The organism is Klebsiella sp. H-Nf2, assembly GCF_002806645.1.
In the GTDB taxonomy this organism is placed as follows: domain Bacteria; phylum Pseudomonadota; class Gammaproteobacteria; order Enterobacterales; family Enterobacteriaceae; genus Klebsiella; species Klebsiella variicola.
This window is the reverse complement of the sequence record NZ_PIBL01000010.1, coordinates 94,483-118,535: the sequence shown is the minus strand read 5'-3', so window position 1 is coordinate 118,535 and position 24,053 is coordinate 94,483. Positions and strand designations below refer to the sequence as shown.

Annotated in this window: 25 protein-coding genes; 20 read left to right on the top strand and 5 right to left on the bottom strand. The window is 58.0% G+C overall.

Annotation, left to right across the window (positions count from 1 at the left end):
• The first annotated feature begins 1 nt into the window (after position 1).
• A complete protein-coding gene (locus CWM58_RS21030; RefSeq protein ID WP_008807149.1) occupies positions 2-346 on the top strand; it encodes a gamma-glutamylcyclotransferase in 345 nt (114 codons plus the stop codon).
• 144 nt (positions 347-490) lie between these two features.
• On the opposite strand, the gene CWM58_RS21025 is transcribed toward CWM58_RS21030, so the two are convergent.
• Both CWM58_RS21025 and ppa read right to left on the bottom strand, forming a co-directional pair.
• A complete protein-coding gene (locus tag CWM58_RS21025) occupies positions 491-1,678 on the bottom strand; it encodes a hypothetical protein (RefSeq protein ID WP_100681698.1) in 1,188 nt (395 codons plus the stop codon).
• A gap of 74 nt (positions 1,679-1,752) precedes the next feature.
• Positions 1,753-2,283 (bottom strand): inorganic diphosphatase, encoded by a 531-nt coding sequence (gene ppa, locus CWM58_RS21020; RefSeq protein ID WP_061155991.1) that lies wholly within the window; start codon positions 2,281-2,283, stop codon positions 1,753-1,755.
• A 403-nt stretch (positions 2,284-2,686) separates the two neighbouring features.
• Between ppa and ytfQ the strand changes: the two genes are divergently transcribed.
• From ytfQ to yjfF, 4 genes are all read left to right on the top strand, one after another.
• Positions 2,687-3,643 carry a galactofuranose ABC transporter, galactofuranose-binding protein YtfQ gene (gene ytfQ / locus CWM58_RS21015; RefSeq protein ID WP_008807147.1) on the top strand — a complete coding sequence of 319 codons (957 nt, stop codon included), beginning with the start codon at positions 2,687-2,689 and terminating at the stop codon, positions 3,641-3,643.
• Positions 3,644-3,766: 123 nt separating this feature from the next.
• Complete coding sequence (ytfR, locus tag CWM58_RS21010) at positions 3,767-5,269, top strand: galactofuranose ABC transporter, ATP-binding protein YtfR (RefSeq protein ID WP_008807146.1); 1,503 nt, start codon at positions 3,767-3,769, stop codon at positions 5,267-5,269.
• Between the two features lie 10 nt (positions 5,270-5,279).
• Positions 5,280-6,305 carry a galactofuranose ABC transporter, ATP-binding protein YtfT gene (gene ytfT, locus CWM58_RS21005; protein ID WP_100681697.1) on the top strand — a complete coding sequence of 342 codons (1,026 nt, stop codon included), beginning with the start codon at positions 5,280-5,282 and terminating at the stop codon, positions 6,303-6,305.
• Positions 6,292-7,290, top strand: a complete 999-nt coding sequence (gene yjfF, locus CWM58_RS21000; protein ID WP_002886825.1) for a galactofuranose ABC transporter, permease protein YjfF — start codon at positions 6,292-6,294, stop codon at positions 7,288-7,290. The genes ytfT and yjfF overlap by 14 nt, the downstream gene beginning before the upstream one ends.
• A 42-nt stretch (positions 7,291-7,332) precedes the next feature.
• Here the strand turns inward: yjfF and fbp are convergent, their stop codons facing one another.
• A complete protein-coding gene (fbp, locus tag CWM58_RS20995; RefSeq protein ID WP_061155990.1) occupies positions 7,333-8,331 on the bottom strand; it encodes a class 1 fructose-bisphosphatase in 999 nt (332 codons plus the stop codon).
• 175 nt (positions 8,332-8,506) lie between these two features.
• Here fbp and mpl point away from each other — a divergent pair, with 175 nt between their 5' ends.
• Positions 8,507-9,880, top strand: a complete 1,374-nt coding sequence (gene mpl / locus CWM58_RS20990) for a UDP-N-acetylmuramate:L-alanyl-gamma-D-glutamyl-meso-diaminopimelate ligase (protein ID WP_100681696.1) — start codon at positions 8,507-8,509, stop codon at positions 9,878-9,880.
• 68 nt (positions 9,881-9,948) lie between these two features.
• Entirely contained in the window at positions 9,949-10,476 is a 528-nt protein-coding gene (locus CWM58_RS20985) for a GNAT family N-acetyltransferase (RefSeq protein WP_100681695.1), read from the top strand.
• Between the two features lie 47 nt (positions 10,477-10,523).
• On the opposite strand, the gene CWM58_RS20980 is transcribed toward CWM58_RS20985, so the two are convergent.
• The gene (locus CWM58_RS20980) at positions 10,524-11,732 is read right to left on the bottom strand and encodes an aldose 1-epimerase family protein (RefSeq protein WP_100631246.1); all 1,209 of its coding nucleotides are present in this window, start codon (positions 11,730-11,732) and stop codon (positions 10,524-10,526) included.
• Between the two features lie 184 nt (positions 11,733-11,916).
• Between CWM58_RS20980 and CWM58_RS28820 the strand changes: the two genes are divergently transcribed.
• Positions 11,917-12,033 carry a hypothetical protein gene (locus tag CWM58_RS28820; protein ID WP_165785830.1) on the top strand — a complete coding sequence of 39 codons (117 nt, stop codon included), beginning with the start codon at positions 11,917-11,919 and terminating at the stop codon, positions 12,031-12,033.
• A 461-nt stretch (positions 12,034-12,494) separates the two neighbouring features.
• Here the strand turns inward: CWM58_RS28820 and yjgA are convergent, their stop codons facing one another.
• On the bottom strand, positions 12,495-13,046 hold the full coding sequence (yjgA, locus tag CWM58_RS20975) for a ribosome biogenesis factor YjgA (RefSeq protein ID WP_074387255.1): 552 nt from the start codon (positions 13,044-13,046) through the stop codon (positions 12,495-12,497).
• A 96-nt stretch (positions 13,047-13,142) separates the two neighbouring features.
• Here yjgA and pmbA point away from each other — a divergent pair, with 96 nt between their 5' ends.
• The 12 genes from pmbA to CWM58_RS20915 all read left to right on the top strand — a co-directional run bounded on the left by pmbA (position 13,143) and on the right by CWM58_RS20915 (position 23,991).
• Positions 13,143-14,495, top strand: coding sequence for a metalloprotease PmbA (pmbA, locus tag CWM58_RS20970; protein WP_061155986.1), 1,353 nt, complete (start codon positions 13,143-13,145; stop codon positions 14,493-14,495).
• A 36-nt stretch (positions 14,496-14,531) separates the two neighbouring features.
• Complete coding sequence (gene cybC / locus CWM58_RS20965) at positions 14,532-14,918, top strand: cytochrome b562 (RefSeq protein WP_002886893.1); 387 nt, start codon at positions 14,532-14,534, stop codon at positions 14,916-14,918.
• A 289-nt stretch (positions 14,919-15,207) separates the two neighbouring features.
• Positions 15,208-15,546, top strand: coding sequence for a PRD domain-containing protein (locus tag CWM58_RS20960; RefSeq protein ID WP_100681694.1), 339 nt, complete (start codon positions 15,208-15,210; stop codon positions 15,544-15,546).
• Positions 15,547-15,556: 10 nt separating this feature from the next.
• Positions 15,557-15,919 (top strand): SFCGS family glycine-rich protein, encoded by a 363-nt coding sequence (locus tag CWM58_RS20955; RefSeq protein WP_004206501.1) that lies wholly within the window; start codon positions 15,557-15,559, stop codon positions 15,917-15,919.
• A 2-nt stretch (positions 15,920-15,921) separates the two neighbouring features.
• Positions 15,922-16,221, top strand: a complete 300-nt coding sequence (locus tag CWM58_RS20950) for a DUF4312 family protein (RefSeq protein WP_061155984.1) — start codon at positions 15,922-15,924, stop codon at positions 16,219-16,221.
• Between the two features lie 21 nt (positions 16,222-16,242).
• The gene (locus CWM58_RS20945; RefSeq protein ID WP_100681693.1) at positions 16,243-17,019 is read left to right on the top strand and encodes a DUF4311 domain-containing protein; all 777 of its coding nucleotides are present in this window, start codon (positions 16,243-16,245) and stop codon (positions 17,017-17,019) included.
• Positions 17,020-17,032: 13 nt separating this feature from the next.
• Positions 17,033-17,677, top strand: coding sequence for a DUF4310 family protein (locus tag CWM58_RS20940; protein WP_061155982.1), 645 nt, complete (start codon positions 17,033-17,035; stop codon positions 17,675-17,677).
• A gap of 97 nt (positions 17,678-17,774) precedes the next feature.
• A complete protein-coding gene (locus CWM58_RS20935; RefSeq protein WP_100681692.1) occupies positions 17,775-18,908 on the top strand; it encodes an amidohydrolase/deacetylase family metallohydrolase in 1,134 nt (377 codons plus the stop codon).
• A complete protein-coding gene (locus CWM58_RS20930) occupies positions 18,892-20,010 on the top strand; it encodes a DgaE family pyridoxal phosphate-dependent ammonia lyase (protein WP_100681691.1) in 1,119 nt (372 codons plus the stop codon). The genes CWM58_RS20935 and CWM58_RS20930 overlap by 17 nt, the downstream gene beginning before the upstream one ends.
• The gene (dagF, locus tag CWM58_RS20925; protein ID WP_008807137.1) at positions 20,007-20,747 is read left to right on the top strand and encodes a 2-dehydro-3-deoxy-phosphogluconate aldolase; all 741 of its coding nucleotides are present in this window, start codon (positions 20,007-20,009) and stop codon (positions 20,745-20,747) included. The genes CWM58_RS20930 and dagF overlap by 4 nt, the downstream gene beginning before the upstream one ends.
• A gap of 156 nt (positions 20,748-20,903) precedes the next feature.
• Positions 20,904-22,058: a lactonase family protein gene (locus CWM58_RS20920; protein WP_100681690.1), complete on the top strand. Its 1,155-nt coding sequence runs from the start codon at positions 20,904-20,906 to the stop codon at positions 22,056-22,058.
• Positions 22,059-22,080: 22 nt separating this feature from the next.
• Positions 22,081-23,991, top strand: a complete 1,911-nt coding sequence (locus CWM58_RS20915) for a BglG family transcription antiterminator (protein ID WP_100681689.1) — start codon at positions 22,081-22,083, stop codon at positions 23,989-23,991.
• Positions 23,992-24,053 lie beyond the last annotated feature (62 nt).

The window sequence follows — 24,053 nt, the reverse complement described above, 5'->3', positions numbered from 1 at the left end:
AATGCGAATATTTGTTTACGGCAGTTTACGACGCAAACAAGGCAACAGCCACTGGATGACCAACGCTCAGTGGCTGGGCGCTCATAGTGTCAACGATTATCAGCTGTACAGCCTGGGCCACTATCCAGGCGCGGTGCCCGGCGAAGGCACAGTACATGGTGAAGTTTATCGTATTGATGCATCGACGCTAGCCGAACTGGATGCGCTACGCACGAAGGGGGGCGAGTATGCGCGCCACCTCATTCAGACGCCTTACGGCAGCGCATGGATGTATGTGTATCAACGTTCCGTTGAGGGATGCACGTTGATAGCGAACGGCAACTGGTTGGATCGCGACCAGTACTAACCACGACAGCGCCACCTTCGGGTGGCGTTGTTTTTTCTGCCCCGGCGCCTTACCAGAGTGGCAGATGATCCTTCGCCAGCCACATCGCGGAAGCCAGCGTCGTCAGCGCGAGAAAGAATAATCGTCGTGTGGGGGTGCTGAACATTACATGATCTCCTCGAGCGCGGTATGGCGGGCCACTCCCTGCAGGTAGCGCCGCATCGCCGAGCGCATCTTCAGCCAGTCAGCCACCCGGTGTGATAATAACCAGGCCGTCGGGCCAATCAGCTCCAGTACCGCCAGGATCCCGCCGAAACTGAGTAATAATAGGGACAGCATGTCCAGTGAATCCTGAACCTGCCACCAGACGCTCCGGCCTGACTGAAGGGCACTGATGAGTTCAACAGCGAGAAATAGCAGATACATCACCAGCGCGAGGCCGTAAAACAGGTAATAGAGCAGCGCCAGTTGTCGGCGACCTGGGTAGAGTGGATGGTTTTTTATATAAGCCGCGCCGTCGCTGGCATTGTATAGCGCGTGGATCGCACGGCTGTCGCGCTCGTACACGGCGACGAGGCGATCGCCAATGGCGATAAACGGTGGCTGACGACGATAGAGAACGGGATGCAGCGCGAAATTGGCGCAGCCTGCCTGCCACCAGAAGGCCAGCGGTACGGAGCCGCATTGTATCCCGAGGCCGTGATATTCCCGGGTTGGGTTGCCCGCATACCACTTTTTAAAGTGGGTTTCGGTGATTATTTCTGTCCTAACGGCATAGCGTTCCGGCAGGGCTTGCGTAACAGGCATCGCCGACTGGCGGACGGCCCGCGCCGTTGCAGGTAGCCGCTGGCAAAACGAAAAGTCGCGGCGGCGGGCCATTGCCATCTTCGCCAGTAGATCGCGCATGGCGGGGTGCCGTTTTAGCGCCGGGTGGAACAGTCGCTCGCAGAGTCCTGTTAACAGCGCGATGAAGGCCAGTATCGCGATAATGCCGCAGCCGAACCTTCCCCATTCTGAGGTGCTCATCACGAGCGGGATAAGAGTGACGATGAGCGTCAGCAGGCTGATAAGCAGTAACGGACGGGCCCAGCGCTTTACGCGTTGACTGGGCTCAAGGAGCGTTTCGCCATCGCTGAGCCAGTGGATCCAGTAACTGCCGTTGTCCAGGCAGCGGACGCCAAGATGCAGAGTCTGATTGATCTTCAGGCGGTCAAAAAGCGCGGGGTCTTTAAAATAGCGTTTATCGGTATAAAAGACATGTTCGCCAGCGATAAGGCGCAGATACCGCTGTTTTTCACAGGCGGCGGTGGTGAAACCGGTATAGTTCAGAGTGAAATAGCGAACGCTTTTCACGGGACACCCTCCATGGTGTTATCGCGGCTATCCGTGCCGCAATCAGGCAGGGGATGACCCTGCCTGAGACAGAATTACTTCTGCTTAGCGCGCTCGAAAGAGGCAACGATTTCAGCTTTCGCTGCTTCCGCGTTGTCCCAACCGTCGACTTTAACCCACTTGCCTTTTTCCAGATCTTTGTAGTGCTCAAAGAAGTGAGTGATCTGGGCTTTCAGCAGTTCCGGCAGGTCGTTCACATCGTTGATGTGATCGTATTCTTTGCTCAGCTTGGTGTGCGGTACCGCAACCAGTTTCGCATCTTCACCGGATTCGTCGGTCATCTTCAGAACGCCAACCGGACGGCAGCGGATAACTGAACCTGGTTCCAGCGGGTACGGCGTCGGGACCAGCACGTCAACCGGGTCGCCGTCCAGGGACAGGGTGTGGTTGATGTAACCGTAGTTGCACGGATAGAACATCGCCGTGGACATGAAACGGTCAACGAACAGTGCACCGCTCTCTTTGTCGACTTCGTATTTGATGGGGTCTGCGTTCGCCGGGATTTCGATCACGACGTAGATGTCTTCCGGCAGATCTTTGCCCGCAGGTACGTTGAGTAAGCTCATGTCTGTTTCCTTTAAAATGTATGGCAAACAAGTGCTCGGTATTATAGCCAACTCACATCGAAAGTCTTCGCTTCTTTTTCCCCATATCGCCGCGGAGTGCTCTGAATTTTGCGCGCAAAAATGACATGAAAATCCATAAACATAGCTACATCATGAATAAATTTATGTAAACGTTTTCATTGCATGTGATTGATTTATCAAACCGCTTAAAAAAACGTCATAAACCGCAACAGCCGCGCTCCTCGCGAAGCCTTATCGGATCTCCGCTGGGCAAAGAGGCGAGCATTAACATTTCATTTACTTTTTTGAAGTGTGATGTAACGCATTCAGTTACATCACCGATTGTCTATAGTTTGTTCGCAGGTGAGACTTTAACCAACAATAACCCTACGAGGATACCCTTATGTGGAAGCGCTTACTTCTTGTCACAGCAGTTTCCGCAGCTATGTCGTCTATGGCGATAGCTGCCCCGCTAACCGTAGGTTTTTCGCAGGTCGGTTCTGAATCCGGCTGGCGTGCGGCGGAAACCAGCGTCGCGAAAGAGGAGGCCGCCAAGCGCGGTATCACCCTGAAGATCGCAGATGGTCAGCAAAAACAGGAAAACCAGATCAAAGCAGTGCGCTCCTTTATCGCTCAGGGGGTCGACGCGATCTTCATTGCACCGGTGGTGGCCACCGGCTGGGAACCGGTGCTGAAAGAGGCGAAAGAGGCCAAGATCCCGGTCTTCCTCCTCGACCGTTCCATTGATGTTAAAGATAAAGATCTCTACATGACCACCGTGACCGCCAACAACGTGCTGGAAGGCCAGCTGATTGGCGACTGGCTGGTGAAAACGGTCGACGGTAAGCCGTGTAACGTCGTTGAACTGCAGGGCACCGTTGGGGCCAGCGTGGCTATCGATCGTAAGAAAGGGTTCGCCGACGCGATTGCCAAAGCGTCGAATATCAAAATTATCCGCTCTCAGTCCGGCGACTTCACTCGCAGCAAAGGGAAAGAGGTGATGGAGAGCTTTATCAAAGCTGAGAATAACGGCAAAAACATCTGCATGGTCTTCGCCCATAACGATGACATGGTGATCGGCGCCATCCAGGCCATTAAAGAGGCGGGCCTGAAGCCGGGCAAAGATATCCTCACGGGCTCCATCGACGGCGTGCCGGATATCTATAAAGCCATGATCGCTGGTGAAGCCAACGCCAGCGTCGAACTGACGCCAAACATGGCCGGCCCGGCGTTTGATGCGCTGGAGAAATACAAAAAAGACGGCACCCTGCCTGAGAAGCTGACCATTACCAAATCGACGCTGTATCTGCCGGATACGGCGAAAGAAGAGTTAGAGAAGAAGAAAAATATGGGCTACTGAGTGGGGAGCCCCTCATTCCATCCCTCTCCCCAGTGGGAGAGGGTGAAAAGCAGCGTTCCAGTAACCCCGGGAAGTCCAGTGCGACCCGGGGTAACCTGACATCATTTGAAGGTGACATCGATTATGAGCGCCGAGGCACACCAGGAGATCCTTCGCACCGAAGGACTCAGTAAATTCTTCCCCGGCGTTAAGGCGCTGGATAACGTCAACTTTAGCCTGCGGCGCGGCGAAATCATGGCCCTGTTGGGCGAAAACGGCGCCGGAAAATCGACGCTGATCAAAGCGCTTACCGGCGTTTACCATGCCGATCGCGGCACCATCTGGCTGGAAGGTCAGGCTATTTCGCCCAAAAATACCGCCCATGCCCAGCAGTTGGGGATTGGCACCGTCTACCAGGAAGTGAACCTGCTGCCCAATATGTCGGTGGCGGATAACCTGTTCATCGGCCGTGAGCCGCGGCGGTTTGGCCTGCTGCGACGTAAAGAGATGGAAGCGCGGGCGACGGCGCTGATGGCTTCCTATGGCTTTTCCCTCGACGTGCGCGAACCGCTGAACCGCTTTTCGGTGGCGATGCAGCAGATCGTCGCTATCTGTCGGGCCATCGACCTGTCGGCCAAAGTGCTGATCCTCGACGAGCCCACCGCCAGCCTCGATACCCAGGAGGTGGAGATGCTGTTCACCCTGATGCGCCAGCTCAGGGATAACGGCGTCAGCCTGATCTTCGTCACCCATTTTCTCGACCAGGTCTATGCGGTCAGCGACCGGATCACCGTGCTGCGTAACGGCAGTTTCGTCGGCTGCCGCGAGACCCGCGAACTGCCGCAGATTGAGCTGGTGAAAATGATGCTGGGTCGCGAACTGGACCACAATGCCCTGCAGCGGGCGGGTCGTACCCTGCTGAGCGATAAGCCGGTGGCGGCGTTTGAAGGCTACGGTAAAAAAGGCACTATCGCGCCGTTCGACCTGCAGGTCCGTCCGGGCGAAATTGTGGGTCTCGCCGGCCTGCTGGGTTCCGGACGCACGGAAACCGCCGAGGTGATCTTCGGCATTAAAACGGCGGACAGCGGGAAGGCGTGGATCAAAGGCAAACCGCAGACCCTGCGCTCTCCGCATCAGGCTTCCTGCCTCGGGATCGGCTTCTGTCCTGAAGATCGCAAAACCGACGGCATTATCGCTGCCGCTTCGGTGCGGGAAAATATCGTCCTCGCCCTGCAGGCGCAGCGCGGCTGGCTGCGGCCGATCCCCCGGCGCGAACAGAACGAGATCGCCGAGCGCTTTATTCGCCAGCTGGGGATCCGTACCCCGAGCGCGGAGCAGCCGATCGAGTTTCTCTCCGGCGGCAACCAGCAAAAGGTGCTGCTCTCCCGCTGGTTGCTGACCAAACCGCAGTTCCTGATCCTCGATGAGCCGACCCGCGGCATCGACGTCGGCGCCCATGCGGAAATTATTCGCCTGATTGAAACCCTCTGCGCCGATGGTCTGGCGCTGCTGGTCATCTCCTCTGAACTGGAGGAGCTGGTGGGTTACGCCGATCGGGTCATTATCATGCGCGATCGCCGACAGGTAGCGGAGATCCCGCTCGCCGAGCTCTCTGTACCGGCGATCATGAACGCTATTGCGGCATAAGGAGTAACTCATGATGCCTCGATCTATTTCGCAAACCGGCCCTGAGAAGCGACGCTTCAGCTGGCCGAAGGGCACCCCACAGATCATTGCCTTGCTGCTGGTTCTGCTGGTCGACAGCCTGGTCGCGCCCCATTTTTATCAGGTGGTGCTCCAGGACGGCCGCCTGTTTGGCAGCCCGATCGATATTCTTAACCGCGCCGCCCCGGTGGCGCTGCTGGCCATCGGCATGACGTTGGTGATAGCCACCGGCGGTATCGACCTGTCGGTGGGGGCGGTAATGGCGATTGCCGGCGCGACGGCCGCCTCGATGACCGTCGCCGGGCACAGCCTGGCGGTGGTGGTGCTGGCCTCACTGGGGGCCGGTGCGCTGGCCGGTCTGTGGAACGGTATCCTCGTGGCGATCCTTAAGATCCAACCTTTCGTGGCGACGCTGATCCTGATGGTGGCCGGACGCGGGGTGGCGCAGTTAATCACCTCGGGGCAGATCGTCACCTTTGATTCCCCGGCCCTGGCATGGCTCGGCAGCGGATCGTTTCTGCTGTTTCCGACGCCGGTGATCATCGCCGCCGCCACGCTGCTGCTGTTCTGGCTGTTTACCCGTAAAACGGCGCTGGGCATGTTTATCGAAGCGGTGGGGATCAACATTCGCGCGGCGAAAAACGCCGGCGTGAATACTCGTATCGTGGTGATGCTGGCCTATGTGCTGAGCGGCGTTTGCGCAGCGATTGCCGGGATCATCGTGGCGGCGGATATACGCGGTGCGGATGCTAATAACGCCGGGTTGTGGCTCGAACTGGACGCCATTCTGGCGGTGGTCATCGGCGGCGCCTCCCTGATGGGGGGGCGCTTCAACCTGCTGCTGTCGGTGGTGGGGGCGTTGATTATCCAGGGGATGAATACCGGGATTTTGCTCTCTGGCTTCCCGCCGGAGCTCAACCAGGTGGTGAAAGCGGTGGTGGTGCTGTGCGTACTGATTGTCCAGTCGCCGCGCTTTATCGGTTTACTGAAAGGGGTACGCGGCCATGATAAAACGTAATTTACCGTTGATGATCACCCTTGCGGTGTTTGTGCTGGGCTACCTCTACTGCCTGACGCAATTCCCCGGCTTTGCCTCAACGCGGGTGATCTGCAATATCCTGACAGATAATGCCTTCCTTGGGATCATCGCCGTCGGCATGACCTTTGTGATCCTCTCCGGCGGGATCGATCTGTCGGTGGGGTCGGTGATCGCCTTTACCGGCGTCTTCCTCGCCAAAGCGATTGGCTTTTGGGGAATATCACCGCTGGTGGCGTTTCCACTGGTGCTGGTGATGGGCTGTGCCTTCGGTGCGTTTATGGGGCTGCTTATCGACGCGCTAAAGATCCCGGCTTTTATCATCACGCTCGCCGGCATGTTTTTCCTGCGCGGCGTCAGCTATCTGGTGTCGGAGGAGTCGATTCCGATTAACCATCCGGTCTACGACACCTTGTCCGGGCTGGCATGGACCATCCCCGGCGGCGGTCGTCTCAGCGCCATGGGGCTACTGATGCTGCTGGTGGTGGTGGCCGGTATTTTTGTGGCCCATCGCACCCGCTTTGGCAACCAGGTGTATGCCATCGGCGGCAACGCGACGTCGGCGAATTTAATGGGGATTTCAACTCGCAGCGCCACGATCCGTATCTATATGCTTTCCACCGGGCTGGCGACGCTGGCCGGGATCGTCTTTTCCATTTATACCCAGGCAGGCTATGCGTTGGCGGGCGTCGGCGTGGAGCTGGACGCGATTGCCTCGGTGGTGATCGGCGGCACACTGCTCAGCGGCGGTGTTGGCACCGTGCTGGGAACGCTGTTCGGGGTGGCGATTCAGGGGTTAATTCAGACCTACATCAACTTCGACGGCACCCTCAGCTCATGGTGGACGAAAATCGCTATCGGTATTTTGCTGTTTATCTTTATCGCACTGCAGCGTGGGCTGACCGTGCTGTGGGAAAATCGGCAGAATGCAGCGGTGACGCGGGTGAGCGGAGCGGGGAGTCGCTAACAGGGAACTCCCTTCCCGCAAGGCGGGAAGGGAGGGCAGGGATCAGGCGTCCGGGAACTCTTTAATGAAGTTCTCGACGTCTTCAACCATGTGGTTGTTACCGACAAAGAAGGAGCGGCGCTGGTGCAGGCTTTCCGGGATAATATCCAGAATTCGCTCTTTACCGTCGCTGGCCTTACCGCCCGCCTGTTCGGCGAGGAAGGCCATCGGGTTGCATTCATACAGCAGGCGCAGCTTGCCGTCCGGGTGGCTGGCGGTGCTCGGATACAGGTAGATGCCGCCCTTCAGCAGGTTACGGTGGAAGTCCGCCACCAGCGAGCCGATATAGCGTGAGGTATAAGGACGCTGAGTCTCTTTGTCCTCTTCCTGGCAGTACTTAATGTACTTCTTCACGCCCTGCGGGAATTTGATGTAGTTGCCTTCGTTGATGGAGTAGGTATTGCCCTTCTCCGGGAAGCGCATGCGTTCCTGACACAGACAGAAGACGCCGAGGGACGGGTCGTAGGTGAAGGCGTGGACGCCGCAGCCGGTGGTATATACCAGCATCGTCGAAGAGCCGTAGACCACATAGCCCGCGGCCACCTGCCTGTTACCCGGCTGCAGGAAGTCTTCTTCTGTCACCGGCGTGCCGACAGGCGTGACGCGGCGGTAGATAGAGAAGATCGTTCCGACAGAGACGTTAACGTCGATGTTAGAGGAGCCATCCAGAGGGTCCATCAGCACCACGTATTTGGCGTGTTCACACCCTTCGAAGACAACAATTTCATCTTCTTCTTCGGAGGCGATCCCGGCAACAATATCGCGTGCTCGCAGTGCGGCTTTTAATTTTTCATTAGCGAACAGATCGAGTTTTTGCTGAACCTCGCCCTGAACGTTTTCAGCACCGCTGGCACCCAGGATATCGACCAGACCGGCCTTGTTGATATCGCGGTGGATGATCTTGGCGCCCAACTTTATTGCTGACAACAAAGCAGTCAGCTCACCGGTGGCGTGGGAGAACTCGTGCTGCTTTTCAACAATAAACTCACCTAACGTTTTCATAACTCGTTCCCTGCATTTTTATGTTGAGTAAAACGAACGCAACAATCTTAACAAAGAATCAAAAAAGTGCGCACTGGTGAATCGCGCCAGCAAAATACAGATTCGCCTGAAATGCATTTCGCCAGGGCCCGGGATATGGGTAAAATGTGCCCCGGATAAGAGAAGGAAATGACGAATGCGCATTCATATTTTAGGAATCTGTGGCACGTTTATGGGGGGCCTGGCCATGCTGGCGCGCTCCCTCGGTCATGAGGTAACAGGGTCGGATGCTAACGTCTATCCGCCGATGAGCACCCTGCTGGAAAACCAGGGGATTGATTTAATTCAGGGTTATGACCCCAGCCAGCTGGAGCCCCGGCCGGATCTGGTGATCATCGGTAATGCCATGACCCGCGGCAACCCGTGCGTTGAAGCGGTGCTGGAAAATAATATTCCGTATATGTCCGGCCCGCAGTGGCTGCACGACTTCGTGCTGCGCGATCGCTGGGTGCTGGCCGTCGCCGGGACCCACGGCAAAACCACCACTGCCGGGATGGCAACCTGGATCCTCGAAGCCTGCGGCTATAAACCGGGCTTCGTGATCGGTGGCGTGCCGGGTAATTTCGAGGTCTCTGCGCGTCTGGGCGACAGCCCCTTCTTCGTCATTGAAGCGGATGAATACGACTGTGCCTTCTTCGACAAGCGCTCCAAGTTTGTTCACTACTGCCCGCGGACGCTGATCCTCAACAACCTTGAGTTCGATCACGCGGATATCTTTGACGACCTGAAGGCGATTCAGAAACAGTTCCACCATCTGGTGCGCATCGTGCCGGGCAAAGGCAAAATCATCCTGCCGGAGAACGATATCAACCTGAAGCAGGTGATGGCGATGGGCTGCTGGAGCGAGCAGGAGCTGGTGGGCGAGCAGGGCCACTGGCAGGCGAAGAAACTGAACGCCGACGCCTCGCAGTGGGAAGTGCTGCTCGACGGCGAAAAAGTCGGCGAGGTGAAGTGGGCGCTGGTCGGCGAGCATAATATGCATAACGGCCTGATGGCGATTGCCGCGGCGCGTCACGTCGGGGTACTGCCGGCGGATGCCGCGAACGCGCTGGGCAGTTTTATCAACGCCCGCCGTCGCCTGGAGCTGCGCGGTGAAGCCAACGGCGTCACCGTGTATGACGATTTCGCCCATCATCCGACGGCGATCCTCGCCACGCTGCAGGCGCTGCGCGGCAAAGTGGGCGGCACCGCGCGTATTCTCGCCGTGCTGGAGCCGCGCTCTAACACCATGAAAATGGGCGTCTGCAAGGACGATCTGGCGCCGTCGCTTGGTCGCGCTGATGAAGTGTTTCTCCTGCAGCCGCAGCATATTCCGTGGCAGGTGGCTGAAGTGGCGGAAGCCTGCGTCCAGCCAGCCCACTGGAGCGCCGACGTCGATACCCTGGCGGACATGGTGGTCAAAACCGCCCACCCGGGCGACCATATCCTGGTGATGAGCAACGGCGGCTTCGGCGGCATTCATCAAAAGCTGCTGGATAAGCTGGCGCAAAAAGCGGCCGCGGCAGAATAAGCGCGAACGCCTCCGATCACTGCCCTCCGTGTGAGGGCAGTTTTGTTTTCGCCACCAGGGATTGTGCCATGCTGATCTGCGAAAGATTACGTTCTACCGACTCGCCCCATTTCGCCACGCTGGACGCGCTCTACGCGCGCGCCTTTCCGTGGCACGAGCAGCGCGAAAGCGAGGCCAAACGTCAGGCGCTGAGCAACCCGCACTACGCGCTGGAAGCGTGGTTCGATGACGGCATATTTATCGGCCTCAGCGGCTGCTGGCAGTTTGCCGGCTACGGTTATATCGAACATCTGGCGATCGACGATACGTTGCGCTCCCGCGGCTATGGTAAACAGCTGCTGGCGCAGATCCTGACGCGCGCGCCGCTGACCATTCTGGAAATCGATCCGCTGACGACGGCGATCGCTCACAAACGGCTGCGTTTTTATCAGTCGATGGGGTTTCATGCCAATGCGTGGGCGCATCATCACCCGAGCTATCATCAGGGCATCGCGGATCATGAGCTGCTGGTGCTGAGCTACCCGCAGCCGATCGATGAGCGACAGTACCAGCAGTTTGCCCGGGATCTCGGGCGCGAGGTGATGGGGCGGGAGTAGCCCGGAACGGGGCGTCGCCCCGCTCCGGGAATTCACTGGTTACAACCTTACTCTTTGGCGATCGGCGTCTCGTTCTCCGCGACTTTATTGTCGCCCTGAATCTGAGCGATTTTCTGCTCAACGGCGGCCACCTGGGCGCTGTCGTGCAGCAGAGTGTAGGTCAGATCAAACTGCGCGCTGGCGCCCGGCTGCAGCTGCTTCACGCGTTTTTGTTCGCGTTCAATGGTGACCGGATAGGCGTAGCTGGTGCCCGGTTCGATACCGGTGACGTAGCCCTGTTTGATGGTGTCGGTATTTTTCCATAGCGTCAGGACCGGCAGCTGACGGGTATCAAACTGAATGGATGCCCCTTTATCGCCCGCTTTGTTGACCACCGCGGCCAGGGTCTGGTGATTTTCATCGGCCAGCGGCTGAATATTAAATACCATCTCGTCAAAATCTTTGGTCGGTCCCTGATAGGTCTGCCAGGTTTTTAACCCGCTCTTCGCGTAATCATTGAACGGGCTGATGCTGGACATCGGGGCGAGGAAGCGCGCGCCTTCTTCGAGGATCGGGGTGCCGAAGTTGCTGTGGTAGATAATCTGATAATCATGCGGATAGTCGGCATGGTTGGTTAAGACATCATGCAGGCTGAAGCTGTTACTGCCCGGGACGTAGCGCAGTTCGGTCAAAGTCTGTAGATCGGCTTTTTTGAAGGTGCTCTCTTTCACCAGCCCGCGGATGCGGATTTCATACGGCGCGCTGTCAGCCACCTCGACTTCTACCCGCGACGCCGGGGTATTGCCCGCCTTGCCGTGCAGGGTATAAATCTGCCCGTCCGCGGTCACCGGATGGCCGGTCCATTCATAGCCGCAGCGGACCATCATCTCGTTGAATCCTTCCAGCCAGCCGAGGCCATTGCGACTTTCCAGGTTGATAAACGCCGGGTTGACGACCTCTTTAACCGGCGAATCCCAGCCCATCCGGCTGCCGAAACCCTCAATACGCAGTAAGTTCATGCCGCGTGTCGGGCTCAGGGTGATGGTCAGGCCGTCTTTACTGTGAATGGTGAGGATTTTGCTGCCTTCCTGCTTACCGCCGTGCAGGACTTTTTGCTCAATGCTGAACGCATGGTCTTTTACCTTCAGCTGATCGCTGCTGATCTGCCAGTTTCCTTTATCCATACCCTCTTCAGCGTTCGTCAGCACCCATGTTTTTGCCGTGGCTGAGCCAGAAACCAGCAGGGCGATAGTCGTCAGAACCAATGTCTTTTTCATTTTTATTCCCTTTTTGCTGAATCGATTGTGTCATTGACGTGTGAAATCTACCGGCATGGGGGTGATTAAAATGTGAAGCGCCTCACCTGGTGAGAAAGTGGCCGTTTTGATGATGTTAAATGCGATGAGAGTCGTATTATTTTGCTAAGTAATGCGAATTTATCACCACAATATGTGATCTACATTGTTTTCAGCTTTAACGATTCAGCTTGGTAAGTCAGGCAATAAACAAACGTATCGTGGTGTGGATGAGGGGATCCAGGCTATGCGAAGGGTACATCCCTGCTGGCGCAGGCCTTAGAACTGGGGTGAAGGTAGGCCGGATAAGGCGTTAGCCGCCATCCGGCACAACGACGGGAACGGAGTCTGGTACAGGTTGCCCGGCGACGCTGCGCTTGCGCGGACCTACGAAACAGAGTAACCGTTTGATATATAGGGTTCCGTAGGCCGGATAAGGCGTTAGCCGCCATCCGGCACAACGACGGGAACGGAGTCTGGTACAGGTTGTCCGGCGGAGCTGCGCTTGCGCGGGCCTACGGTGTTGAGTAACCGGTTGATATATAGGGTCCCGTAGGCCGGATAAGGCGTTAGCCGCCATCCGGCACAACGTCGGGAACGGAGTCAGGTACAGGTTGCCCGGCGGCGCTGCGCTTGCGCGGGCCTACGAAACAGAGTAACCGTTTGATATATAGGGAACTGTAGCCCGGATAAGGCGCAGCGCGCCGCCATCCGGGAGACTATTGCGGGCAAAAATAGCGGGACTTAGCCTTCGTTTTCAGCCAGTTCGCGCAGATACTGGAAGATCAGGCGCGCCGATTTCGGCGGCTTGTTGCCCTCTTTCTCTTTCTTCGCATTGCGGATCAGCGAACGCAGCTGCTGACGGTCAGCATCTGGCCACAGGTTCAGCACTTCAGCGACAGCGTCATCCCCATCGTCAATCAGTCGATCGCGGATCTGCTCCAGCTTGTGGAACAGCGCAACCTGCTGGTTGTGGCGGTTTTTCAGCTTGTCCAGCGCCTGACGAATCGGATCGACATCGCGGTTGCGCAGCATCTTACCGATAAGCTGCAGCTGGCGGCGGCGACCCTCTTTTTTGATACGCTGGGCGAGTTCGATGGCGTCACGCAGGTCAGTATCCAGCGGAATTTTATCCAGCGCATTTTTCCCCAGGTCAACGAGTTCCGCGCCAAGACGCTTCAGTTCTTCCGCGTCGCGCTTAATTTCACTCTTACTGACCCAGATGATTTCATCATCTTCATCTTCAACGTCATCACCGGGCACGTCGTCGAGCCAGTCATCGGGCTGCTTTGTCATCTTCAGGCTCCTTAAAAAAAGAGGCTAATGTTACCAGTTAAGGCGCGCACTGAAAAACGGTTCTCTGTTAGACTTCAGTTAACTCCTTCTTACATTATGGCATTAGCAATGAAAGTCATCTCTCAAGTTGCACAGCAGCGTAAGACGCTGGAAGAAGCCGTTACCACGGCACTGGAACTGGCGGCAGGTAAATCTGACGGTGCGGAAGTCTCCGTCAGCAAAACGACGGGCATCGGCGTCAGCACCCGCTATGGCGAAGTGGAGAACGTAGAATTCAATAGCGACGGCGCGCTTGGCATCACCGTCTATCATCAAAACCGTAAAGGCAGCGCCTCCTCGACCGATCTGAGTCCGGACGCCATCGCCCGCACCGTACAGGCGGCGCTGGATATTGCGCGCTACACCTCCCCGGATCCGTTTGCCGGTGTGGCCGATAAAGAGCTGCTGGCCTTTGACGCCCCGGATCTGGACCTGTTCCACCCGGCGGAAGTCTCCCCGGACGAAGCCATCGAACTGGCTGCTCGCGCGGAGCAAGTGGCCCTGAAGGCAGATAAGCGCATCACTAACACCGAAGGCGGCAGCTTTAACAGCCACTACGGCATCAAAGTGTTCGGTAACAGTCACGGCATGCTGCAAAGTTACTGCTCGACTCGCCATTCGCTCTCCAGCTGCGTCATCGCGGAAGATGACGGCGATATGGAACGCGACTACGCCTACACCATTGGCCGGGCGATAGAGGATCTGCAGTCACCGGAATGGGTTGGGGAAGAGTGCGCCCGCCGCACCCTGTCGCGTCTGGCGCCGCGTAAGCTGTCGACCATGAAGGCGCCAGTGATTTTCGCCAACGAAGTGGCGACCGGGCTGTTTGGTCACCTGGTGGGCGCGATTGCCGGTGGTTCGGTATACCGCAAATCCACCTTCCTGCTCGATTCGCTGGGCACACAAATTTTGCCTGAGTGGCTGACCATCGAAGAACATCCGCACCTGCTGAAAGGGCTGGCCTCCACGCCGTTCGACAGCGAAGGCGTGCGCACCGAGCGTCGTGACATCATCAAAGACGGGGTGCTGACCCAGTGGCTGCTGACCAACTACTCGGCGCGTAAGCTGGGGATGAAAAGCACCGGCCACGCCGGGGGCATCCACAACTGGCGCATTAACGGCCGCGGCCTGAGTTTTGCAAAGATGCTTAAAGAGATGGGCACCGGTCTTGTGGTTACCGAACTGATGGGGCAGGGTGTCAGTGGCGTCACTGGCGACTACTCACGCGGCGCATCTGGCTTCTGGGTAGAAAACGGCGAAATTCAATATCCTGTCAGTGAGATCACCATTGCAGGAAATCTGAAAGAAATGTGGCGTAATATCGTGACCATTGGCGATGATATTGAAACGCGCAGCAACATTCAGTGTGGTTCTGTGCTGCTGCCGGAGATGAAAATCGCCGGGCAATAACACCTGTTTGCTTAAATAATAAAAAGGAAGTGAGCAATGCGTAAAAAACTGTTAGCGATGCTGGCTGTCTCTGCTTTTGCGCTCGGTTCAGCATCGGCCTTCGCCGACCTGGGCGAAGACATGGACACTCTGGCAGAAAACCTGCAAGTGGTACAGAAGACCTCCGACGCCGGCGAGCTGAAAGCGGCGCTGAATAAGATGCGTACCGCCGCGGTCGATGCCCAGAAAGAAACCCCGCCGAAGCTGGAAGGCAAAGCGGCCGACAGCGCTGAGATGAAAGATTACCGTCATGGTCTGGATATTCTGATCGGCCAGATCGACGGTGCGCTGAAGCTGGCGAACGAAGGCAAGGTGAAAGAGGCGCAGGCCGCCGCGGAGGAGTTTAAAACCACCCGCAACACCTACCATAAGAAGTACCGCTAATCGTTCTTTTCGGGAGGCATCAGCCGATGCCTCCCGCCTGTAATCCTACCGATATCACACTTTTCCTCTCTCTTTTTCCGGCCTTTCCTCTGCCGCGGGCGGCTCAGTCACGCTCATTGTTGTGATACGTCTCACGCCATAGCGCCTGTTTTGATATTTTTCCGATGAATATGTGGGGTCGATCACGCCTGCCGTCTCCCTTTCCACTTCGAAGTGGAAAACAACTCGCTACAAACTCCTTCCCCCCGGCGCTACTTTGATTCCCAGAGACATCAGCGGGGTATCAGAAGTGAATAACGGAGCGGTAACACACGACGAAGGGGAGCAGGCAGCGCAGACCGAACGCCTGGCTGACAAGATGCTGCAGCAGGTTTTTGCCCTGTTAAACCGTCACGGCATCGTCCCTAACGACGTTCAGGAGCAAATGCTGACTTCCCACGTGCGGGCCATGGCCCACCGGTCAATCAGCGGTGAACCGCTGCCGGAAGTGGATGCCAGCCTGTTCGAAGAGATTTCACCAGATTCAATGATGCTGGCCCGCGAAGTGGTCGCGCAGTTTGGCAACTTGCCTGATGAAGAGGCCTGGCTGCTGTCCGTCCATTTCGAAGTCGCAAAAGAAAACCTGTAAGGAGCAAAACATGGAACAAATCACCGTTGTTATTGGCGACCGCCTGGGCAAAGGACAAAAAGTCGCTGCAGGCGCTGAGAAAGCGGGCGCACGTGCTGTGGTCGTCCCTGGCGTTGCTGCCGATATGAAACTGGGCGACATGATGAAAGCGGAAAACGCCACCTTCGGCATCTCCTTCTGCGGCAGCGGCGGCGCCGGGGCCATCACCGCGCAGACCAAATACGGCTACAAAGCGAAATATGGCATGCGTTCCGTTGAAGAGGGCGTCACCGCCATTAACGAAGGCTGCAACGTGCTGGGCTTCGGCTTTATGGATAAAGAAGAGCTGGGCGAGCGCCTGGTTGAAGCCTGGAAAAAGAAATACGGCGCATAAGTATGAAAGAGCAATTCACCACCACGGTGAGGGTTGCCGGCAAAGGCGAAAGCAAATCACGGGCCTTCGCCGATGCCCTGAACCATGTGCAGGCTGCGGTGATGAAAACGTCATCGCACATTCTGCTGCGTATTGAGCCACAGGACGTGACGGTTGTTCATGCGCGCGAAGCGGTACGAAAAGAGGCCTTTCTGTTCTTCTTTTTGCGCCGTGAACGACGGACTTACAGCGTGGAGCTGGACGTCACCGTCAACGTGACCGCCATCGATCTCGATAAAGTGGCTTTCGTCACGCAAACCTGATTGTTAGCAAAGGGTCTAACTATGTTCCTGATAATTTTAATAAAATCGCTCATTATCGGCGGCCTGGTCGGCGTCGGCGTGGGCGCCGGAGCGGCACGCATGTTTCACGCCCCCACCACGCAGGGGATGGGGGCGTTTCGTACCCTGGGCGAGCTTAACTCCTGTGAAGGCGATCCGGCCTCTCACTTCTCCTTTGGCCTTGGCTTCTTCTTTAACGCCTGGGCCTCTTCCGTTGCAGCAGGTTCCTTCACCCAGGACGTCGACCACCGCATTATCCCTAACTGGGGCGCGGCGGCGCTGATGCTAAAAAATCGTAACGTTGGCGAAACCCTGCACGATCCGAAAAGAATGGCGATTGCCTGCGGCATCATCGGCATGATCGTCGTCGCCTTCCTTAACCTGACCGCCTCTTCCGTACCGGAAGCGCTGCAGGTCACCGCGGTTAAGGTGCTGGTGCCGGCGGCAAACCTGCTGGTGAATACCGTGATGCCGGTGATCTTCTGGCTGGCGGCTATCGATGCCGGTAAGAAATCAGGCTTCTGGGCGACGATTTTCGGCGGCGCGGCGCAGCTGATTATGGGGAACGCCGTACCGGGTCTGGTACTGGGTATTCTGATCGGTAAAGGGGTAGAGGAGAGCGGCTGGAACCGGGTAACCAAAGTGATGATGATCGCCATTGTCGCGCTGTTTGTCCTCAGCGGCTTCTTCCGCGGCTTCGACATGAAGATGCTCGAATCCTTCCATCTGACCGTGCCGAACTGGCTGGACATGATCCACAACTCACTCAGCGGCAAGTAACGGGAGCCTGATAATGGAACAGAATAAAGGTTTTTGGTATGCCGACTGGTCGTTCCCGATCTTTGTTGGCCTGCTCTCCTCCGGCGTCTTCGCCGGGACGCACATGTACTATCTGTACGGCATCGGCGCCTTTAACGAAGTGGCCTTCGTGGCGATGTTGAAGGCAGGGATTGATACCGGCGCGTACGGCGCGGTGGCGGCATTCGGCGCCAGCTTCCTGTTCGCCCGCATTATCGAAGGGTCGCTGGTGGGGATTCTGGATATCGGCGGTGCCATTCAAACCGGTATTGGCCTCGGCGTTCCGGCGCTGCTGCTCGGCGCGGGCTTTGTCTTCCCGGTGGCGAACTTCGCCGCGTCGCTGGTCACCGGCCTGGTCCTTGGTCTGGCAGTGGGTTACATCATCATTCTGGCGCGTAAGTTCACCATCAACCAGAGCGATTCCACCTACGGTGCCGACGTAATGATGGGGGCCGGTAACGCCTCTGGCCGCTTCCTTGGCCCCTTGATCATCCTCAGCGCGATGACCGCCTCGATTCCTATCGGGATTGGCTCGCTGGTTGGCGCACTGCTGTTCTACATCTGGCAGAAACCGATCACCGGCGGCGCCATCCTCGGCGCGATGATCCTCGGCTCCATCTTCCCGGTGGCGATTAGCTAGCCGCCTGATGGCGCTGCGCTTATCAGGCCTACACGTCAGCGCGATTGGTAGGCCGATGACCTCGCCATCCGTACACTCTTTTCATCAGGAGATAGCTATGTTTGATTTACTCCTGCGCCGTGCGCGCCTCGTCGACGATACCCTGACTGATATCGCCATCCAGGACGGGAAAATCGCGGCGCTGGGCGAGATTAGCGCGCCCTCCCGCAAAACCATCGATTTGCACGGCAACAGCTACGTTAGCGCCGGCTGGATTGACTCCCATGTTCACTGCTACCCGAATTCACCGATTTATCACGATGAGCCGGATAGCGTGGGTATCGCCACCGGCGTCACCACCGTGATTGATGCCGGCAGCACCGGTGCCGACGACGTTGACGATTTCTATCAGCTGACCCGCAAAGCGGCGACGGAAGTTTATGCGCTGCTCAATATCTCCCGCGTCGGGCTGATTGCGCAGAACGAACTGGCCAATATGGCCAATATCGACGCCGAGGCGGTGAAGCAGGCGGTGCAGCGTCATCCTGATTTTATCGTCGGCCTGAAAGCGCGGATGAGCAGCAGCGTGGTGGGCGAAAACGGCATTACGCCGCTGGCGCGCGCCAAGACCATTCAGCAGCAAAACGGCGATCTTCCGCTGATGGTGCACATCGGCAATAACCCGCCGAACCTCGATGAAATCGCCGACCTGCTGAGCCGCGGCGACATCATTACTCACTGCTATAACGGCAAGCCGAACCGCATTCTGAATCCCGCCGGCGAACTGCGTAGCTCGATTATTCGCGCTCTGCAGCGCGGCGTGCGCCTCGACGTCGGGCACGGCACCGCCAGCTTCAGCTTTGAAGTGGCGCGGCGGGCGATTGCGCTGGGCATTCTGCCGCACACCATCAGCTCCGACATTTACTGCCGCAACCGTATCGACGGCCCGGTGCGCTCGCTGGCGCTGGTGATGTCGAAATTCCTCGCCATCGGCATGACCCTGCCGCAGGTAGTTGACTGCGTGACCGTCAGCGCCGCCGAGGGGCTGCGCCTGTCGCGTAAAGGGCGGCTGGAAGTGGGCTTCGACGCCGATTTAACGCTATTTCGCCTGGAGCACCGGCCCACGCTGCTGGTGGATGCCGAAAAAGAGAGCCTCCAGGCTGACAACATTCTGGTGCCGCTGGCCGCGATCCGCGCGGGCAAAGGCTATCTGACCGAACAAGGGAGCGCGGAACATGCCTTCGATTTTTGAGAAATACCATTTAAAACAGGTGATTAATACTTCTGGCCGGATGACGGCGCTGGGCGTTTCCACGCCGCGCCCGGAAGTGGTGGAAGCCGCGATGGCCGGTATGAACCAGTACTTTGAAATGAAAGACCTGGTGAATAAAACCGGCGAGTACATTGCCAGGCTGCTGGATGTGGAAGGGGCGACCGTTGTCTCCTGCGCCTCCGCGGGGATTGCCCAGTCGGTGGCGGCGGTGCTGGTGAAAGATAGCGACTGGCTGCTGGAGAACCTGCACGTCACGCCGATAGAGAATAACGAAATCGTCATGCCGAAGGGCCACAACGTCAACTTCGGCGCGCCGGTCGGCACCATGGTGGCGCTGGGCGGCGGTAAGCTGGTGGAAGCGGGCTACGCCAACGAATGTTCCGCCGATCAGTTGGCGGCGGCAATCACCCCGCGCACCGCGGCGATCCTGTATATCAAATCCCACCACTGCGTGCAGAAAAGCATGCTCAACGTAGCGCAGGCCGCGGGAGTCGCGCGTCAGCATGGCTTGCCGCTGATCGTCGATGCGGCGGCGGAAGAAGATCTGCAGTGCTACTACCGCATGGGCGCCGACCTGGTGATCTACAGCGGCGCGAAAGCCATTGAAGGGCCGACCAGCGGGCTGGTGATCGGCAAAACGCAGTACGTCGAGTGGGTTAAACGCCAGTCGATGGGGATTGGCCGGGCGATGAAAGTGGGTAAAGAGGGCATTCTCGGCCTGACCTGCGCCATTGAACACTACCTGACGGCGAGCAAAGAGAGCGGTCAGCAGATGGTGGCGAAGATGACGCCGTTTATCGAACAGCTCAACACGCTTAATGGCGTGACCGCCCGGGTGGTGTGGGATAGCGCGGGTCGCGATATCGCCCGCGCCGAAATCAAATTCAACGAAGCGGTGACCGGCGTGAAGACCGGCGATCTGGTTAACGCGCTGAAGCAGGGCGAATACGCCATTTACTTCCGCGGCTACAAAGCTAACGAAGGCATTATCGAAGCCGATGTCCGCAGCGTGAACGCGGAGCAGCTGGCGGTGGTCGCCCGCCGCATCGCGGAAGTGCTAAACAAGGAGAAACAAGCATGAAACTGACCCCAAACTTTTACCGTGACCGCGTGTGCCTGAACGTCCTGGCGGGCAGCAAAGACAACGCCCGCGAAATTTACGACGCGGCGGAAGGTCACGTCCTGGTCGGCGTGCTCTCCAAAAACTATCCGGACGTCGCCAGCGCGGTGGCCGATATGCGTGACTACGCGAAGCTGATCGATAACGCGCTCTCCGTCGGGCTGGGCGCAGGCGATCCAAACCAGTCGGCGATGGTGAGCGAGATTTCGCGCCAGGTGCAGCCGCAGCACGTCAACCAGGTCTTCACCGGCGTGGCCACCAGCCGCGCGCTGCTCGGGCAGAACGAGACCGTGGTGAATGGCCTGGTGTCGCCCACCGGTACGCCGGGAATGGTGAAGATCTCAACCGGCCCGCTGAGTAGCGGCGCGGCGGATGGCATTGTGCCGCTGGAAACCGCCATCGCGCTGCTGAAAGACATGGGCGGCAGCTCCATCAAATACTTCCCGATGGGCGGCCTGAAGCACCGCGCCGAATTCGAAGCTGTGGCGAAAGCCTGCGCCGCGCACGATTTCTGGCTTGAGCCGACCGGCGGTATCGATCTGGACAACTACAGCGAGATCCTGAAAATCGCCCTCGATGCCGGGGTGAGCAAAATCATCCCGCATATCTACAGCTCGATTATCGATAAAGCCAGCGGCAACACCCGCCCGGCCGATGTGCGCCAGCTGCTGGAGATGACCAAACAGTTAGTGAAGTAGTGCCATTGTCCCTCACCCTAACCCTCTCCCGGAGGGAGAGGGGACCATCCGGTTTTCTCCCTCAGAGAGAGGGGACCGTCTGGTTTTCTCCCTCTCCCCTTGGGAGAGGGGCGGGGTGAGGGGAAACATCCCCCACCGAACCATCAAGGAGTTGCTATGCCTGTCGCTCGTCATCTGCTTGTCGCTTCACTGTCCCTGTTTGCCGCCGCCGCGGGCGCCGCGCAAACCCACTATGCCTGGGTAGGTACCTATAACCCCAATGGCGAAGGTCTGTACCGCTTTACCGTCAATGCCAACACCGGTGCGCTGCATGACAAGGCGCTGGTGAGCGCGTTGCCAAACGTCGCGCAGCTGACCGTGTCGCGCGATGGCAAAACGCTGTATGCCGCCAGTGAAGTCGAAAAAGGCGTCGTGCAGGCGTGGCGCATTGAGAAGAATGGCGAGTTGACCGCACTCAGCCAGGTTGCTTCCGGCGGCGCCGGGCCGGTGTATCTCTCCCTGACGCCGGATGGTAAACATCTGCTGGTGGCCAACTACGTCAGCGGGAGTATCGCCGTGCTACCGGTGAAAGAAGATGGTAGCCTGGGCGAGGCAGTGGACAAGCATCAGGATGAAGGCCCGGCAGGCGCCGAACGCCCGGCGGCTGCCGTCGAGGGCAGTTTCGCCATCAGCGATCACAATGGCCCGCACGCCCATATGATCGCCGCCGATCCCAGCGGGAAATTTGTTTACTCCACCGATCTGGGGCTGGATCGGATCTATCAGTACCGGCTGGATAGCGCCAGCGGCAAGCTGACGCCGAACGATCCGCCGTTCATCGCCGCTTCGTCGCCGGGAGCCGGCCCACGCCACTTCGTCTTTACGCCAAAGGGCGACGGCCTGTGGCTGATCAACGAAGAAGCGTCGACGCTGACTTTCTATCATCTGGATAAGCAAAGCGGCCTGCTGCGCGAAGGCAAAACCGTCTCCGCGCTGCCGAAAGAGTATAAGGGTACCAGCTTTGCCGCCGGCCTGGCGCTGAGCAACGACGGCAAGCAGCTGTACGTTGCCAACCGCCTGCACAACAGCATCGCCCACTTTAGCGTGCTGGCGGATGGCCGCCTGAGCCACCAGGAAGATATCTGGACGCGTGGGGATTACCCCCGTACGCTGACCCTGGATAATCAGGGGCAGTGGCTGTACGTCATGAACCAGCGTAGCGATAATATTACCCGTTTTAGCGTGGCGCCGAAGGATGGCAAATTAACCTTTGCCCCTGACTACACGCCGGTCGGTAGCCCATCGCAGATGGTGATATCCGCCCAACCCTGAGCCGTAATTACAAGGAACTGACATGCGATTTCCCAACCAACGCTTAGCGCAACTCTTCACCCTGCTGCGGAATGAAACGCTGCCGCAGGATGAGCTGGCGCAACGCCTGTCGGTTTCCACTCGTACTGTGCGCGCCGATATTACTGCACTGAATGCGCTACTGGCGCAGTATGGCGCGCAGTTTACGCTCAACCGCGGCAGCGGTTATCAACTGAAAATTGACGATCCGTCGCGCTTTCAGACGCTGGAGGCGACCGCGCCGAAGACGCAGCATGTGCCGCGAACCGCCCAGGACCGCATCACATTCCTGCTGGTGCGCTTCCTGACGTCGGCGTTCTCCATCAAGCTGGAAGACCTGGCGGATGAGTGGTTCGTCAGCCGCGCGACGCTGCAAAATGATATGGTCGAGGTGCGCGAGCGCTTCCAGCGCTATCAGCTCACCCTTGAAACCCGCCCGCGCCACGGCATGAAGTTGTTCGGCAGCGAAGTGTCGATTCGCGCCTGCCTGACCGATCTGCTGTGGGAGTTAACCCAGCAGGACGGTATCAATCCGCTGATCGGCGCCGAGGCGCTGGAGGCGGAAGTGCCTGCGCTGCTGGAGCCGATGCTGCAGGAGACGCTCACCCGGCACCATATTCGCCTCACCGATGTCGGTGAGCGCTTTATCTGCCTGTACGGCGCGGTCGTGGTACGCCGCGTCAGCGAAGGCTATCCGCTGGCCGACTTCAGCGCCGAAGATGTGGCGCAAAACGTCCGTGACGCCGCGCGTGATTTGGCGGGAGAGCTACAGCGGCTGGCCGGAAAGCCCTTCTCGCCTGCCGAAGAAGAGTGGCTGTGCGTGCATCTCGCCGCCCGCCAGGTGCAGGACGTCGATCCGGAAACCATCAGCGCCGACGACGACGAAGCGCTGGTCAATTACATTCTGCGCTACATCAACAGCCAGTATAACTACAACCTGCTGGACGACGCCCAGCTGCACGCCGATCTGCTGACCCACATTAAGACCATGATCACCCGCGTGCGCTACCAGATCATGATCCCCAATCCGCTGCTGGATAACATCAAACAGCACTACCCGATGGCCTGGGATATGACCCTCGCCGCGGTCTCCAGCTGGGGGAAGTACACGCCTTATACCATCAGCGAAAACGAAATTGGCTTCCTGGTGCTACATATCGGCGTCGGGCTGGAGCGCCATTACAACATCGGCTACCAGCGTCAACCGCAGGTGTTGCTGGTGTGCGATACCAGCAATGCGATGGTGCGGATGATCGAAGCGATCCTGCAGCGCAAATATCCGCAGCTGGAGATCGCCGCCACGATTTCCCAGCGCGAGTACGAACAGCGGGAAGCGATCGAGGCGGATTTTGTTATCTCCACGGTGCGCATCAGCGAAAAAGACAAACCAGTGGTGACCATCGCGCCGTTTCCCACCGACTATCAGCTGGATCAGATTGGCAAGCTGGTGCTGGTGGACCGTACCCGTCCGTGGATGCTGAATAAGTACTTCGATGCCGCCCACTTCCGGGTGGTCGATAAGCCGATGGATCAGCAAACGCTGTTCGCTGAGCTGTGCCAGCAACTGCTGGAGGAAGGCTTTGTTGACGCCGAGTTTCATGCTTCGGTGGTCGAGCGTGAGGCGATTGTCAGCACCATGCTCGGCGATGGCATTGCGCTGCCGCACTCCCTGGGGCTGCTGGCCAAAAAGACGGTGGTGTATACCGTTATCGCCCCGCAGGGCATCGCCTGGGGCGACGAAACCGCCCATATCATTTTCCTGCTCGCCATCAGCAAGCGCGAGTACGAAGAGGCGATGGCGATCTACGATATTTTCGTGACTTTCCTGCGCGAGCGCGCCATGAGCCGCCTCGCCGCGACCCGCAGCTTCGATGAGTTTAAAACGGTGGCGATGGAATGCGTCAGCCGGTTTTGAGAGGCGTTTTCCAGATTCGAATGTAATTCAAATGTAATGCTATACTGCATTACAAAATTCCC

Coding starts and splice junctions, on each gene's coding strand:
- mpl (WP_100681696.1), top strand. CDS start 8,507: ATGCGCATTCATATTTTAGGAATCTGTGGCACGTTTATGGGGGGCCTG.
- CWM58_RS20920 (WP_100681690.1), top strand. CDS start 20,904: ATGCCTGTCGCTCGTCATCTGCTTGTCGCTTCACTGTCCCTGTTTGCC.
- ytfQ (WP_008807147.1), top strand. CDS start 2,687: ATGTGGAAGCGCTTACTTCTTGTCACAGCAGTTTCCGCAGCTATGTCG.
- CWM58_RS20930 (WP_100681691.1), top strand. CDS start 18,892: ATGCCTTCGATTTTTGAGAAATACCATTTAAAACAGGTGATTAATACT.
- CWM58_RS21030 (WP_008807149.1), top strand. CDS start 2: ATGCGAATATTTGTTTACGGCAGTTTACGACGCAAACAAGGCAACAGC.
- CWM58_RS20950 (WP_061155984.1), top strand. CDS start 15,922: ATGAAAGAGCAATTCACCACCACGGTGAGGGTTGCCGGCAAAGGCGAA.
- CWM58_RS20915 (WP_100681689.1), top strand. CDS start 22,081: ATGCGATTTCCCAACCAACGCTTAGCGCAACTCTTCACCCTGCTGCGG.
- CWM58_RS20945 (WP_100681693.1), top strand. CDS start 16,243: ATGTTCCTGATAATTTTAATAAAATCGCTCATTATCGGCGGCCTGGTC.
- CWM58_RS20940 (WP_061155982.1), top strand. CDS start 17,033: ATGGAACAGAATAAAGGTTTTTGGTATGCCGACTGGTCGTTCCCGATC.
- yjfF (WP_002886825.1), top strand. CDS start 6,292: ATGATAAAACGTAATTTACCGTTGATGATCACCCTTGCGGTGTTTGTG.
- pmbA (WP_061155986.1), top strand. CDS start 13,143: ATGGCATTAGCAATGAAAGTCATCTCTCAAGTTGCACAGCAGCGTAAG.
- ytfR (WP_008807146.1), top strand. CDS start 3,767: ATGAGCGCCGAGGCACACCAGGAGATCCTTCGCACCGAAGGACTCAGT.
- CWM58_RS20985 (WP_100681695.1), top strand. CDS start 9,949: ATGCTGATCTGCGAAAGATTACGTTCTACCGACTCGCCCCATTTCGCC.
- CWM58_RS20935 (WP_100681692.1), top strand. CDS start 17,775: ATGTTTGATTTACTCCTGCGCCGTGCGCGCCTCGTCGACGATACCCTG.
- CWM58_RS20955 (WP_004206501.1), top strand. CDS start 15,557: ATGGAACAAATCACCGTTGTTATTGGCGACCGCCTGGGCAAAGGACAA.
- ytfT (WP_100681697.1), top strand. CDS start 5,280: ATGATGCCTCGATCTATTTCGCAAACCGGCCCTGAGAAGCGACGCTTC.
- yjgA (WP_074387255.1), bottom strand. CDS start 13,046: ATGACAAAGCAGCCCGATGACTGGCTCGACGACGTGCCCGGTGATGAC.
- fbp (WP_061155990.1), bottom strand. CDS start 8,331: ATGAAAACGTTAGGTGAGTTTATTGTTGAAAAGCAGCACGAGTTCTCC.
- cybC (WP_002886893.1), top strand. CDS start 14,532: ATGCGTAAAAAACTGTTAGCGATGCTGGCTGTCTCTGCTTTTGCGCTC.
- CWM58_RS20980 (WP_100631246.1), bottom strand. CDS start 11,732: ATGAAAAAGACATTGGTTCTGACGACTATCGCCCTGCTGGTTTCTGGC.
- dagF (WP_008807137.1), top strand. CDS start 20,007: ATGAAACTGACCCCAAACTTTTACCGTGACCGCGTGTGCCTGAACGTC.
- ppa (WP_061155991.1), bottom strand. CDS start 2,283: ATGAGCTTACTCAACGTACCTGCGGGCAAAGATCTGCCGGAAGACATC.